The organism is Dokdonia ponticola, assembly GCF_042653865.1.
GTDB lineage: Bacteria > Bacteroidota > Bacteroidia > Flavobacteriales > Flavobacteriaceae > Dokdonia > Dokdonia ponticola.
In genome coordinates this window covers 138,255-152,585 of record NZ_JBHSFV010000007.1, presented here as the reverse complement: position 1 = coordinate 152,585, position 14,331 = coordinate 138,255, and the positions used below count along the sequence as shown (strand labels likewise).

Genomic DNA, 14,331 nt, shown 5'->3' with positions numbered 1-14,331 from the left:
CACTAAATTAATTTTTAGTCTTTGATTTCCAAACGATCTCTTTCTTTTTTGTCAAGAGCTCTGTTGTTGTCCTCTAGTCTAAAATTACCGAAGTTATACGTAAATCCTACCTGGAGGTTTTGGGTCTCTGGTACAGATAAAAATCCGTTGTTTTGATTGAGGTATTGAGACGTCACCAAGGCATTGGCTTCACCCAAGACATCATTTACAACAACAGATAGGGTCGCTCGTTTATCCCAAAATGTTTTCTTAAGACCTATTCTAAGATCTGTGGTAGATTCTTGTATATAACTCCCAAAAATAAAGCCTGAGATATAATCCAAAGACACCTCTCCTGTAAAGGTTTTGTCTTTACTTAGGGTTATAAAATTAGAAAATGAGCCGTAAAAACCATCTATTTGAACAGTGAATGGTATACTACCACTTTCTACTGCAAGAAATGTTTCTTCTTCATGGAAAAGGCTCATGTATGTATAAAAGTACCACCATTTTGTAAAGGAGCGTCCGTGTGTAAAATCAAGACCCCAAGACTTACTTGCTAGTGCATTTTGATTTTCGGCTCTTACCACTTGAGATTCATTGTCCTGAAAACTCAATCGTAGGATGTTCTCTCCATTATCACGATAATACACGTCAAAAAAGTATTTTCCAGACAAGGAATAATTAAAATTGAATTCGTTTCCAAAAGCAGGTATCAATCCCGAGTTTCCTCTCGTAAAATTATTTTCATTTAAGAAATACACAAAAGGATTCAGATCCTGATAGCGGGGTCTATACAGCCTACGGCTATAATCCAAACTAAAGCTATGATTATCTGATAAGGTATACTGAGCATATGCTGAAGGAAACCATTCTAAATAATCTAACTCAACTACTTCATCCAACACGATAGAATTCCCTGTAGAATTGGTTTGCTCCACACGCAATCCACCTTTCAAACTCCATTTATTGATATCTTTACTCAATGAAGCGTATCCCGCAAAAACATTTTCGTCATACAGAAAATCATCATCTTGCGCCTGATCCAATCCATTGGGAGCATCATTTTGAATAGAAGGAAATTGGATTGCAGACCTTGAGTCAATCACCGATATTTTACCCCCAGTTTCTAACGCTACATCCCCTAATTGAGTTGTGTAATCTATTTGACCTGTATAAATTTCTATATCCTGTAAAGCGTTACTTGTAAAACGAACATTTCTAAAAATAGCATTTTGATCATCTGTATACACAGATAACAAACGCTGAGTACGCTCTCTAGTATAGCTGGTATAATGTGCATTTGCTTGTAAGCTTCCATTTTCAAGAGCGTACCCATAGGTCAAATCAAAAGCAAGGTTTTTTTGTTCACCATCAATACGGCTTGTCGTTCCAATATCAAACGAGTCATCTACAAATGAAGAAACCGCTGTTACTGATCTAGCAAAATCAAATTCGTCTGGAGAATACAACCCTATTGCTGAAAAACTAAGTTTTTGCTTATCATTTAATTGGTAATCTAGAATCAGATTTGCATTATGCGCTTTAGTCCATGTTTTACGCTCAAAATCTTGAAGCCATCTTGAAACGGGTGTGGTTTCATTTTGATAATTCACAAAGCTATTGTCCTGTTTTGTCTTCTTAAGAGGAGAGTATCCATAATTAAAAAAGACATTCAACTTGTTCCCTTTAAAATAATGACTCGTCCCAAAATAATGCTTTGAAAATATACCATACGTCCCACGTGCCGTTACAGATCCTTTATATCCTAAATACAGTGCTTTTGAAGACACTATGTTGATAATCGCTCCTCCTTCTGCGTCATATTTTGCCGATGGATTTGTGATTACTTCAATTGATTTTATAGTGTCACCACCCAAGCTCTCAAGTAAGCTTTGTAATTCTTCAAAACTGAGTTCTAATTTTCGATCATTTATATACACATTTACCGCATTATTCCTAACGGCAAGCGCATCTTGTTTGACAACTACTCCTGGAGTTCTTCTCAGTATATCCCACGCACTACCAGTAGCGGCAATGGTATTTTCTACATTAAAAACCAATCTATCAACTTCTCGAACAATGGTCGGTTTTTTACTGATTACCGTTACCTCTTCAAGGCTTTCTGTATTCTCTTTAAGAATAATGACTGGGAGTTGTTTGTCTTCTGACAAATTAAAGACTGCAGAAGTGTAGTTTTCATATCCCACAAAACTAGCTTTAACAAGATATGATCCTTCTTTGATCTCTGTAAAAATAAAGGTTCCAGCATCATCAGTAACCGCTCCTTTTACGATCTCATCACTTGTAGTATACAATACCACATTTACAAAAGGAACTCCTTCTCCAGCATTATTTTTAACAATACCCGATAGTGTAGCTTCTTGGGCTACTAAAAATCCTGAGCATAGTGTCAATAGAAACACTAAAAAAAAAGAGGTAAAATACTTCATTTTGGCGGATAAAAATACTCTAAAAGTATCCATATAGGGTACCTTTATTCTTTTTTTCGACGAAATACATAAATTCTATTTTTCAACCTGCATAATCGGCAACATAACGCCTATATTTGCACTCATTGACATGGATTAGATTATGAAGAATATTAGAAATTTTTGCATCATTGCGCATATTGATCACGGTAAAAGTACCTTAGCAGATCGTCTTCTTGACGAAACCTCTACGGTCACTAAACGTGAAGCACAAGCGCAATTGCTAGACAGTATGGATTTGGAACGTGAACGCGGGATTACCATCAAATCACACGCTATCCAAATGGAATATATCTATAAAGGAGAAAATTATATCTTAAATTTAATAGATACTCCGGGGCATGTAGATTTTTCTTACGAGGTTTCTCGAAGTATCGCCGCTTGTGAAGGTGCTTTACTCGTCGTAGATGCTGCGCAAAGCATCCAGGCACAAACTATTTCTAATCTATATCTAGCCTTAGAGAATGATCTTGAGATTATTCCTGTACTTAATAAAGTAGACTTACCAAGCGCAAACCCTGAAGAAGTTACAGATGATATTGTAGATCTTTTAGGATGTGATCCAGAGGATGTGATTCCCGCTTCCGCGAAAACAGGGATTGGCATCAAAGAAATCTTAGCTGCTGTCATAGAACGAATACCTGCCCCTCAAGGCAATCCAGACGAACCTTTGCAGGCTCTTATTTTTGATTCAGTATATAATCCTTTTAGAGGTGTAGAAACCTATTTTAGAGTTTTAAACGGAAGCATTAAGAAAAACCAGCAAGTAAAATTTGTGGCAACTGGCAAAACCTATGGAGCTGATGAAGTAGGCACGCTCAAATTAACCCAAGCACCCAAACAAGAAATAAAAACAGGAGACGTAGGATACCTCATCACAGGAATCAAAGATGCGCGTGAAGTAAAAGTAGGAGATACCATTACAGATGCCAAAAACCCAACACAAAGAGCTATTGAAGGTTTTGAGGACGTAAAACCAATGGTATTTGCAGGTATTTATCCTGTCGATACAGAAGATTACGAAGAACTTCGCTCTTCGATGGAAAAATTACAACTCAATGACGCATCGCTCGTTTTTGAACCAGAAAGCTCTGCCGCTTTAGGTTTTGGTTTCCGTTGCGGATTCTTGGGAATGTTGCATCTTGAGATTATCCAAGAACGCCTAGAACGCGAATTTGACATGACAGTGATTACTACGGTGCCTAACGTATCGTATCACGCTTTCACCCACAAATATCCAGATGATATTATTCTCGTGAATAATCCATCCGACCTTCCTGATCCGTCTAAGCTTAATCGCGTAGAAGAGCCTTATATCAAAGCGTCTATCATTACAAAGTCAGATTTTGTAGGACCCGTAATGTCACTTTGTATCGAAAAACGAGGGACCATTACCAATCAAACTTACTTGACCCCAGAACGTGTAGAACTTAGTTTTGACATGCCACTGGCTGAGATTGTTTTTGACTTTTATGATCGTTTAAAAACGGTATCTAAAGGATATGCCTCTTTTGACTACTCACCTATCGGAATGCGTGCTTCTAAACTAGTAAAAGTAGACGTCCTCCTTAACGGACAAGAAGTAGACGCCCTTTCGGCACTATTACACCAAGACAATGCGTACGATATCGGAAAGAAAATGTGTGAGAAGTTACGCCAGTTAATCCCGCGTCAACAATTTGACATTCCTATCCAAGCAGCCATTGGAGCAAAAATTATCTCACGTGAAACCGTAAAAGCCCTTCGTAAAGACGTAACGGCTAAATGTTACGGAGGTGATATTTCGCGAAAGCGTAAACTCCTAGAAAAGCAAAAGAAAGGAAAGAAACGGATGCGTGCAGTTGGAAATGTTGAGATTCCTCAAGAAGCGTTTATGGCCGTTCTAAAACTGAACGATTAATACAATTCTTAACTCATATTTTTAAGTAGTTAAGAATTATACATCGCATCTAGCAATTGCTTGATTTTTTCAGGGTCAGAATAGGTTTGTAAATCCTGTTGTACTGCCTGTAAATTATGCATGGGGAAAGCGCCTTCTAAACTCTCAATCGTATTACTCGCTGATGCGTGGATTTCTTTAAATCCAGCGTCTATAAACTGTCCAATATTACTCGGTCGAATACCGCCGCCTGGTAAAATAACAGGTTTGTTTTTGGATTTTTCTAGTAACATTTTAAGAACAAACAAACCTGAAAGTGCATTTTCAGATTGCCCTGACGTAAGAATACGGTCTACGCCTACTCTCTGCAAAACTCTAAGGGCATCCATTGCATTGGGCGTCCAGTCAAACGCGCGGTGAAAGGTAAATGACATGCCTCCAGCAGCATCCACAAGGGTTTGCGTTCGCTCTTCATCTATGGTAAGGTCCGATTGTAACACCCCAGAAACCACTCCTCCCACTTTTACTTTACGGCAAAAAGCAATGTCTCGTAACATCACGTCAAACTCATCATCATAGTAGGTAAAATCACCACTTCGAGGACGTATTAATACATACACAGGAATTTCAAGGTCAGAAACTACCTTTTCGATAAGACCATGACTGGGTGTAATTCCGCCTAAAGCAAGCTCACTACACAACTCAATACGCTGTGCTCCTGCCTTTTGAGCCGCAATAGCAGATTGATACGAATTTGCACAAATTTCTAATAACATAACCCGAAAATACAGAAAATAAAGAGGAATGTATACATTCAAATCAACAGATTTATATGGGCATTAAAACCCATTTTTAAAAGGGAATCTTTTCAGTATCTTACGTACTTTAAATTTGAGAAACATGCGTTTTAGAATCCTACTATTTTTAATCCTAGCTATCTGTTTTAGTTGCAAGAAAGACGTCACGACATTAGCTTCAGGGGATTATCCGCTTGTAAATCATGTCAACACCTTTATAGGTACAGGCGGTCACGGGCATACGTATCCGGGAGCAACGATGCCTTTTGGAATGATGCAGTTAAGTCCCGACACGCGACTAGAAGGTTGGGATGGTTGCTCAGGCTACCATTATGACGACACCTACATATACGGCTTCAGCCATACGCATTTAAGTGGTACCGGAATTTTAGATTATGGAGATATTTTATTGATGCCTACCACATCGGTCAATTTTCATAATGGCGCTGATGGAAAACCTGGGTACCGAGCTCCTTTTTCACATGATAATGAGAAGGCAAGTCCTGGGTATTACGAAGTACATTTAGACAGTACCAACATAGATGTTGCCCTGACAGTAACGCAAAGAGCAGGGATGCATAAGTATGCTTTCGCAAACCTGCCTGCCGGCGAGGCAGGAGCGGAAAACCAATTCATCCTACTAGACATAGAGCACCGAGACATCTTACTAGACGGAAGCATCAATATCCTTTCGGATACAGAAATAAGCGGTCACCGATTCTCCGAATCATGGGCTAAAGAGCAGAAGCTATTTTACTATATAAAATTTAGTCAACCTATTAAAGGTGATGGCACTCTTTTTTACAGTCATTTCAAAGAAGGTGGCGGAGCTCATTCTGATGAAAAACCTATCAAAGGCCCTAATACCAAAGTTGCCTTAAAATTTGACAACCCCAACAACGAGCCTATTTATGTCTCCGTAGGAATCTCTGCCGTTGATGAAGCAGGTGCCAAAAAAAATCTAGACACCGAGATCGGTAACAAAACTTTTGAGCAACTCAAGCAAGAAGCACAAGATACTTGGGAAGCACAACTCTCTAAAATTGTAATTGAAGACACAAGCAGCACCAATAAAACCAACTTTTACACGGCTTTATATCATACCATGCTAGCGCCAAATAGCTATCAAGATGTCGATGGCAGATACCGAGGTATGGATCAAGAAATTCATCAAACCACCAATTTTGAGTATTACACCGTATTCTCCTTGTGGGATACGTATAGAGCGGCACACCCGCTATACACGATTATTGAAGAAGAACGTACCAATGATTTCATCAATACATTTTTGGCAAAATATGACGAAGGTGGCATCTTACCCATGTGGGATCTTTCGGCCAATTATACAGGATGTATGATCGGGTATCACGCGGTGCCTGTCATTGCAGATGCGTATATGAAAGGTATCCGCGATTACGATACCGATAAAGCTTTTGAAGCCATGTTGCACAGCGCGACAAGAGATCATTTGGGATTGGAGGCGTACAAAGAAGTTGGCTTTATTCCAGTCGAAGAAGAGTCAGAGTCGGTATCCAAAACCCTAGAATATGCTTATGATGATTGGACCATCGCCCAAATGGCAAAAGCCAAAGGCGATATGAAAACGTATAACACGTTTATACAAAGAGCCCAATACTACAAAAACACCTACGACCCGAGTAGTAAATTCATGCGCGGAAGAGTTCGTAATACGTGGTTTTCGCCTTTTGACCCGTTTGAAGTGAATTTTAATTATACGGAGGCAAATGCGTGGCAATACAGCTTTTATGCACCCCAGGATATTACGGGACTCACAAAACTTATGGGCGGAAAAGAAGTTTTGGAGGCACAACTAGACGAATTGTTTACTGCCGAATCACAGACTTCTGGACGTGATCAGGCAGATATTACGGGCCTTATTGGGCAATACGCACACGGTAATGAACCCAGTCATCACATGGCATATCTCTATAATTTTATTAATAAACCTCATAAAACACAAGAGAAGGTCCGGGAGATTTTAACCACCCTATACACCAATGAACCTGATGGAATTTCCGGCAATGAAGACTGCGGTCAGATGAGTGCATGGTACGTGTTAAGTAGTATGGGCTTTTATGCGGTAACTCCAGGAAGTAATACCTACATCATTGGAGCGCCTTTATTTGACAAAGCGACCATCCACCTTGAAAATGGAAATACATTTACCATACAAGCTTTGAACCTGTCTGATGAAAATAGCTATATCGCTTCCGCGAAATTAAACGGTGAACCCTACCCGTTTTCCTACATTACACACGAAGATATTACCAAGGGAGGTTCTCTTGTTTTTGAAATGACCGATCAACCTTCTTCCTGGGCTACAGACGATGCACATATTCCTTCTACCGAAATCAAAGATCAACTGATCGTATCTGCCCCTTTTATTACCAAGGGCGATATTGCCTTTAAGAAACAGACAGAGATTGTATTGGAAACAGTAGACCCAGCAGCAACTATTTTTTACAGTACTACAGGAAACAACTTTCAAAAATACACAGCACCCATTACCATCACTGATGCAGAAACTATCCACACCTATTCGGAGAGAGAAGGTCAAAGAAGTATCACGATTCAAACTAATTTTTACAAAATAGACGAAAACCTCACCATCCAACTAGAAGCCGAATATGCTAATGCGTATAACGCAGGAGGGAATGATGCGCTCATAGATGGCATTCGGGGTACCGCTAATTTCAGGACGGGTACATGGCAGGGATTCCACGATCAGGATGTGATTGCTACGGTAGATTTAGGAAGTGCTCAAGACATCTCTTCTATAGAAACCAATTTCCTAGAAGACCAAGGAAGTTGGATTTTCTTTCCCACAGAAGTACAAGTACTCGTTTCGAGCGACGGCAAAACATTTGAGGTATATAAGAAAGAAACAATAGAAGTCCCCTCTTTTACTGACAAAGTCACGATCAAAACTGTAAAAGGGGAAGAAAAACGTTTGGGCATCCGCTATGTAAAACTTATTGCTAAAACCCTTGGCCCCGTCCCTGAATGGCATAAAGGTCATCCGTACCAAGGCAGAAGCTGGATATTTGTAGATGAAATTGCTATAAAATAATGGAAGTAATTAATATCGTATTAGACTTTTTGAGAACTGATATTTTTACTTCTTTCGGCTTGCTTACTATCCCTTTTTTAATAGGACGTCAGATTCCAAAGCTTAAAGAAAACTTTTTGAAAATTGATGAGATGGCGTGTCGTCTTATCATATTCTGTGGAATCCTATACACCATTATTCTTCTTATATCTTATTCATATATTTTCATATTCATGGGGGATGAAAATAATGAGTATGCTATCACAAATAGAGCAACAGGGTCTTATGCATGGGCATACTGGGCGATGATATTCTCTTGGTTGTTTATAACACAACCTTTTCGCTTTAAGCTTGTTCGCAAAAACATATTGATAAGACTACTATCAATTCCTTTTTTCTTAATTACCCTAGAACAATATGTGATTTTCACAACGTCACTTCACAGAGATTATGGATCAGAAAGTTCATCAGATTTTCATCTCTTGGACATTTTGGATACCATTCCGTATTGGCCACTTCATCTATTATTGAAATTAGGACTTTTTATAGGGTATGTATTTTTATTTCAGTGGATATCTAAAAAAATAAAAAGGAATAAAGTAGTATCTTGAGATCACTTTATGATCACAATGCATGAAACACCAATGATATAAAGAAGATATGCGCTTTTATGTAAGTGAAACTTATACTAGGTTAGCTTTCGCGAAAGCAAAAAAACACACATTAAATGAACAGAAGAAAATTTATACAAAACACAGCACTCACGGGAGCAGGAATCGCCACAGGTGTTGCTGCCATAAGTTGCAAAGAAGAGGCTACACAGCAACTAGAAGCCACAGATACCTCTGCAGAGGCTTTAGTAAGACCTTCCTATATCTCTATCAGCACTTGGAATACAGAGCGCGCAAACTCAACGTCTGGTGAATTACTAGCACAAGGCAAACCTGCACTAGATGCGATCATAGAAGGCGTAGCGATAGAGGAAGCTAATGAAAAAAATACCACAGTAGGCATAGGAGCGACGCCAGACAGAGAAGGGAATGTCACACTAGATGCTTGCGTCATGTCCCCAGAAGGAGATTATGGGGCGGTGCTTGCGGTAGAAAATATTGTTCATGTCGCGGCTCTGGCACGTAAAGTCATGGAAGAAACGCCCCACGTCATCATGGCGAGTAAAGGTGCTGAAGAGTTTGCCTATACGCAAGGATTCAAAAAACAAAAATTACTGACACCAGCCTCTGAAAAAGCATGGAAAGAATGGTTAAAAACAAGTGATTACCAACCAGAAATCAATGTTGAAAATCATGATACCATAGGCATGCTTGCCATGGACACCTCTGGTAAAATTGCAGGGGTTTGTACCACTTCTGGATTGGGTTATAAAATGAAAGGTCGTGTAGGTGACTCCCCAATTATAGGTTCGGGGTTATTTGTAGATGATGAAGTAGGTGCCGCAGTAGCCACAGGCATGGGAGAAGAAGTTTTAAAAACCGTAGGGAGTTTTCTTGTCGTCGAATTAATGCGTAATGGTATGTCTCCCCAAAAAGCTTGTGAAGAAGCGATACAGCGAATCGTTAAAAAAGGAGCGCGCTATAAAGATTTTCAAGTAGCTTATATAGCCATGAATAAAGCAGGAGAAACAGGATCTTATGCGATACACGAAGGATTTACTATGATGAAATATCAAGAAGGAACATCTGAAACAATCGTATCTGATTATTATACTAAAAAAGAAAAATAACACATTTGATCACCTATTTATTTATTTATTTTTTAACAAGTCTCCTCAAAAAGACATACAAACAGGATAGGAAAATATACTTGTTTTTTTTAAGAAAAGGTGTACATTTAGAGATATCTCACTAAATGAAAACGTACTTTTACTTATTCCTTATTTTCTTCTGTTATAAAAACGTTGCTCAGAATCAAAATGAGCAAGCTATAGATTCTGTATTCATTACACTCGAAACTTTTGAATCACCAGATGAGAAGGTTAATTTTTTAAGTACACAAGTATCAATACTTAGGTATTCACCGCAAACCTTCCCATATATAAGAAAATCTGAAGAGATAGCGTTAGATGCAGCATCAAATAAACTCCTTGCAAACACCTACTATTACTACGCAAACTACTATTATTATAATTCAAAATTAGACTCATCTTTTATATACATAGAAAAAACAAAACCCTTGATTGAGGACAAAGAGCAACCGCTTCTTAGGGCTTTTTTAGCATCGACAGAAGGAGGTGTTTATAAACTAAAAGGCAATATGCCTAAATCTATTGCAGCAACATTAGAATCTAAAGCCCTTTTAGATAAAGCTAACGTTACTGAGTTGAATACCATGGATCAACAACGCTATAAAAGGATGATTTTATCTATTACAAATTCTCTAGCAAACTATTATAATGAAAATGAAAATTATGATAAAGCACTATCTTATTACAACGAAGGTTATCAACTAGCTATTAAAGACAGCTTATTTATTCCTGCTGGTGTTTTTATTGGAAATAAAGGAGATTTACTACTTAAAAAAGAACAATACCCAGAAGCATTAAACGCCTTCATCAAAGGAAAAGAATTAAAAATTAAAGGCAATGCACCTCCAAGGATGCTAAGTGTATCAGATCTAAATCTTGGCACGGCCTACACCTATCTTAACGATTATGAGCAAGCTCAAAAATACTTGGATCCAGCCGTATCCTTCTATGAAAAAACAAATAATGTTGCCCGACTATCTGAAGCTATCTACCGTAGAGGTAAATTACATTTAGAAAAAAAAGAATTTCAAAAGGCAGCAAAAGATTGTGAGATTTCAAAAACATTAGCCGAAAAAGAGCAGATCATAGAATATATTTCTAATGCTTGTGATTGTTTACACACTGCGTTTTCAGCATTAGGAAATAATGAACTGGCTTTACTAAATTACAAAGAGCATATTGCAGCAAGAGATAAAATTTTCAATAAAAAGAATGTCAAAAAACAAACAGAATTAGAACTGACGTATGAGTTTAATAAAACACAAGAACTCAAAGACGCTGAACTCAAAGTTCTTAAGCTTGAATCAGAAAAAGCATATAAAGAAAAGCAACTCTATTTAGTAATAGGAATCATCGGTGCCATTTCTACTATTTTAATTGGATTTTTTCTATACAAGAATAAACGTAAAAATAAACTTCTCGCTAAACAAAAAATACTACTAGAGGCTACGGTTGATGAGAAAAATGCATTACTCAAAGAAACACATCATCGTGTAAAAAATAGTTTTCAAATAGTATCCTCGCTCTTGTATCTACAGTCAGAAAACATCCAAGATAAAGAAGCGCAACTTGCCATTAAAGAAGCCCAAAATAGAGTACGCTCTATGGTACTCATTCACCAAAAGTTATACAATAAAGACCAATTAGTAGGGATTAACACCAAAGAATACATTGAAGATCTTACGCAAGATATTTTTGAAAGCCATCAGTTTACAAAACTACCTATTAACTATTCATTAGAAGTGGCACCTATGATCTTAGATATTGAGACTATAACCCCCATAGGACTTATCCTTAATGAATTGATTACCAATGTACTTAAACATGCTTTTGATGATGTAGACATTCAAAGTAAAATGAACATTATTTTTGAAGAACAAGGAGAAAACTTGGTTTTAAAAGTATCTGACAATGGCAAAGGCATGTGCGAGACCATAAAAGAAAGTTCATTTGGAATCAAACTCATCAAAGCGCTTTCTAAAAAACTAAAAGCAACACTTACCTATTCTAAGGCAGAACCTCAAGGAACCTCTGCAATACTAGAAATTTCTAGGTTTCAGGTATTATGATTTACTAAAGAAAAACAACTACTCACTAAAAAAATGGTATATCTTACATACTTTGAGTTAGTTTTATAAGAAAGTAAGGAAAGCGTATTTTGAAAAAGCCAAGAATTTATATCGTAGAAGATGATCCTATTATTTCAGCAACCATAGAAACTGCCTTAAAAAAACAAGGATATAAAATCATTGGAGATAGTGAAAACTACACTACAGCGCTTCATCAAATTCATGAGTTAAGACCAGACTTGATATTACTTGACATACAATTAGAAGGAAATAAAGATGGTGTTGATCTCGCTACAGAACTTGACAAAGAAGATATTCCTTATCTATACCTTACCTCACAAACAGATCCAGAAACCATTACCCGAGTTAAAAAAACAAAACCGTTGGGATATATCGTAAAACCATTTACAGAAAATGGATTACGAAGTAATATAGAACTCGCGTGGCACAATTTATCGTTGACAGCCAAAGAATATGTACTGATCAAAGCCGAAGGATACATCCATAAAATAGATCAGGCCACCATACAATACCTGAAAGCATTTGACAATTATTGTTATATCGTGACCACTACAAAAACACTATTAGTACCTCACACATTAAAACATACTGTAGGAAAATTAAATAGCGCCCATTTTATTAAAACACATCGATCTTATATTGTCAACAAACATCACATTGTAAGCATTACACAAGACAAAGTAATTTTAAATAAAGAACCTATCCCATTGAGTGCGGCCAATCGACCTGTATTACTAAAACTTCTAGAGTCTTAATTTTAGATGCGCAATTGTAATTACTACTCGTACAATTTCACTAAATAAAAAAAGCATTTCACTAAATATTTTTTGATCAAAAGACAACTACGAGTATGTTTGGAATGCAATATAAATGATGTCAGGATTTACAATAAACTCTCACTAAGAAATCTCACTAAAACAAATTCCTGCATCATTTATTATTGTAGAATCTAGCCGTATACCATCTCCTCAAAAATCTTTTTTGTTAACAAAATAAATCTACCGTAAAACAAATTAGACTTATTTTAAAGCATTAATGAAAGACAATACTAATATGCGAACGAAGGTTTTATACGCTTTCGCGAAAGCGTATACAGGCAAATTTGACGTATTTTATCAAGAAAAAGAGACTTCCTAAAAAACCAAAATGATTAAAAGTGTACTTTTTCAAATAGGAGCTTTTGAAAAATGTGTATTTTTACCTCTGAAAATAAAATGTGTGAAATATCTTGTAACCACAAATAAAATTTCGGTTAAATATCTTATTTTCAGGTATATAAAGTTTTACAAGTAAAAATTCATCTCTACATATACGATTACACAAAAACCATCGTTATAGTATTAATAACACGTAACTAAAGATAATCAGTCTCTAATAATGAGTATTTTATAATTTTCTATTATATTTGCAAACGCCTTAGAGCTAAAAATATTTAAGACTGTTGTAATTGACTTTTAAATAATCAATTATGATTTGGGGTGAAAGCCAAGCATCTTGCTTGGCTTTCTTTATGCACTAAATTTAAATAATAGTACGCACCAAAAAATCAAAACGGGGTCGCGAGCGCACCACACAAACGAATCAACAGAATCTCACTCGAGCGGTTTTTACACATTCTGTCTCATCTTGCTTGGCTTTCTTTATGGACTCAACTGAAGTATAACACACCAACAAATCAAACGGGGTCGCGAGCGCACTACACAAACGAATCAACAGAATCTCACTCGAGCGGTTTTTACACATTCTGTCTCATCTTGCTTGGCTTTCTTTATGGACTCAACTGAAGTATAACACACCAACAAATCAAACGGGGTCGCGAGTGCACCACACAAACGAATCAACAGAATCTCACTCGAGCGGTTTTTACACTTCTACTCATCTTGCTTGGCTTTCTTTATGGACTCAATTGAAGTATAACACACCAACAAATCAAACGGGGTCGCGAGTGCACTACACAAACGAATCAACAGAATCTCACTCGAGCGGTTTTCACACATTCTGTCTCATCTTGCTTGGCTTTCATTATGCACTAAATTTAAATAATAATACACACCAAAAAATCAAACGGGGTCGCGAGTGCACCACACAAACGAATCAACAGAATCTCACTCGAGCGGTTTTCACACATTCTGTCTCATCTTGCTTGGCTTTCATTATGCACTAAATTTAAATAATAATACACACCAAAAAATCAAACGGGGTCGCGAGTGCACCACACAAACGAATCAACAGAATCTCACTCGAGCGGTTTTTACACTTCTA

General features: G+C 37.3%; 8 protein-coding genes. 6 read left to right on the top strand and 2 right to left on the bottom strand.

What is annotated here, in order from left to right; all coding sequences use genetic code 11:
* Positions 1 to 14: 14 nt before the first annotated feature.
* Positions 15 to 2,465: an outer membrane beta-barrel protein gene (locus tag ACFO3O_RS12495; RefSeq protein ID WP_379979281.1), complete on the bottom strand. Its 2,451-nt coding sequence runs from the start codon at positions 2,463 to 2,465 to the stop codon at positions 15 to 17.
* 109 nt (positions 2,466 to 2,574) lie between these two features.
* Here ACFO3O_RS12495 and lepA point away from each other — a divergent pair, with 109 nt between their 5' ends.
* Entirely contained in the window at positions 2,575 to 4,371 is a 1,797-nt protein-coding gene (lepA, locus tag ACFO3O_RS12490) for a translation elongation factor 4 (RefSeq protein ID WP_379979279.1), read from the top strand.
* Positions 4,372 to 4,400: 29 nt separating this feature from the next.
* Here the strand turns inward: lepA and ACFO3O_RS12485 are convergent, their stop codons facing one another.
* On the bottom strand, positions 4,401 to 5,126 hold the full coding sequence (locus ACFO3O_RS12485; protein WP_379979277.1) for a copper homeostasis protein CutC: 726 nt from the start codon (positions 5,124 to 5,126) through the stop codon (positions 4,401 to 4,403).
* Positions 5,127 to 5,250: 124 nt separating this feature from the next.
* On the opposite strand from ACFO3O_RS12485, the gene ACFO3O_RS12480 reads away from it, so the two are divergent.
* The 5 genes from ACFO3O_RS12480 (at position 5,251) to ACFO3O_RS12460 (ending at position 12,824) form a co-directional block, all read left to right on the top strand.
* Positions 5,251 to 8,238 (top strand): GH92 family glycosyl hydrolase, encoded by a 2,988-nt coding sequence (locus ACFO3O_RS12480; protein WP_379979275.1) that lies wholly within the window; start codon positions 5,251 to 5,253, stop codon positions 8,236 to 8,238.
* On the top strand, positions 8,238 to 8,828 hold the full coding sequence (locus ACFO3O_RS12475; protein WP_379979273.1) for a hypothetical protein: 591 nt from the start codon (positions 8,238 to 8,240) through the stop codon (positions 8,826 to 8,828). Before ACFO3O_RS12480 ends, ACFO3O_RS12475 begins: the two co-directional genes overlap by 1 nt.
* Before the next feature lie 116 nt (positions 8,829 to 8,944).
* Positions 8,945 to 9,958 (top strand): isoaspartyl peptidase/L-asparaginase family protein, encoded by a 1,014-nt coding sequence (locus tag ACFO3O_RS12470; protein ID WP_379979271.1) that lies wholly within the window; start codon positions 8,945 to 8,947, stop codon positions 9,956 to 9,958.
* 125 nt (positions 9,959 to 10,083) lie between these two features.
* Entirely contained in the window at positions 10,084 to 12,048 is a 1,965-nt protein-coding gene (locus ACFO3O_RS12465; RefSeq protein WP_379979269.1) for a histidine kinase dimerization/phosphoacceptor domain -containing protein, read from the top strand.
* An 89-nt stretch (positions 12,049 to 12,137) separates the two neighbouring features.
* Complete coding sequence (locus ACFO3O_RS12460; protein WP_379979267.1) at positions 12,138 to 12,824, top strand: LytR/AlgR family response regulator transcription factor; 687 nt, start codon at positions 12,138 to 12,140, stop codon at positions 12,822 to 12,824.
* Positions 12,825 to 14,331: the final 1,507 nt, after the last annotated feature.

Coding starts and splice junctions, on each gene's coding strand:
- ACFO3O_RS12495 (WP_379979281.1), bottom strand. CDS start 2,465: ATGGATACTTTTAGAGTATTTTTATCCGCCAAAATGAAGTATTTTACC.
- lepA (WP_379979279.1), top strand. CDS start 2,575: ATGAAGAATATTAGAAATTTTTGCATCATTGCGCATATTGATCACGGT.
- ACFO3O_RS12485 (WP_379979277.1), bottom strand. CDS start 5,126: ATGTTATTAGAAATTTGTGCAAATTCGTATCAATCTGCTATTGCGGCT.
- ACFO3O_RS12480 (WP_379979275.1), top strand. CDS start 5,251: ATGCGTTTTAGAATCCTACTATTTTTAATCCTAGCTATCTGTTTTAGT.
- ACFO3O_RS12475 (WP_379979273.1), top strand. CDS start 8,238: ATGGAAGTAATTAATATCGTATTAGACTTTTTGAGAACTGATATTTTT.
- ACFO3O_RS12470 (WP_379979271.1), top strand. CDS start 8,945: ATGAACAGAAGAAAATTTATACAAAACACAGCACTCACGGGAGCAGGA.
- ACFO3O_RS12465 (WP_379979269.1), top strand. CDS start 10,084: ATGAAAACGTACTTTTACTTATTCCTTATTTTCTTCTGTTATAAAAAC.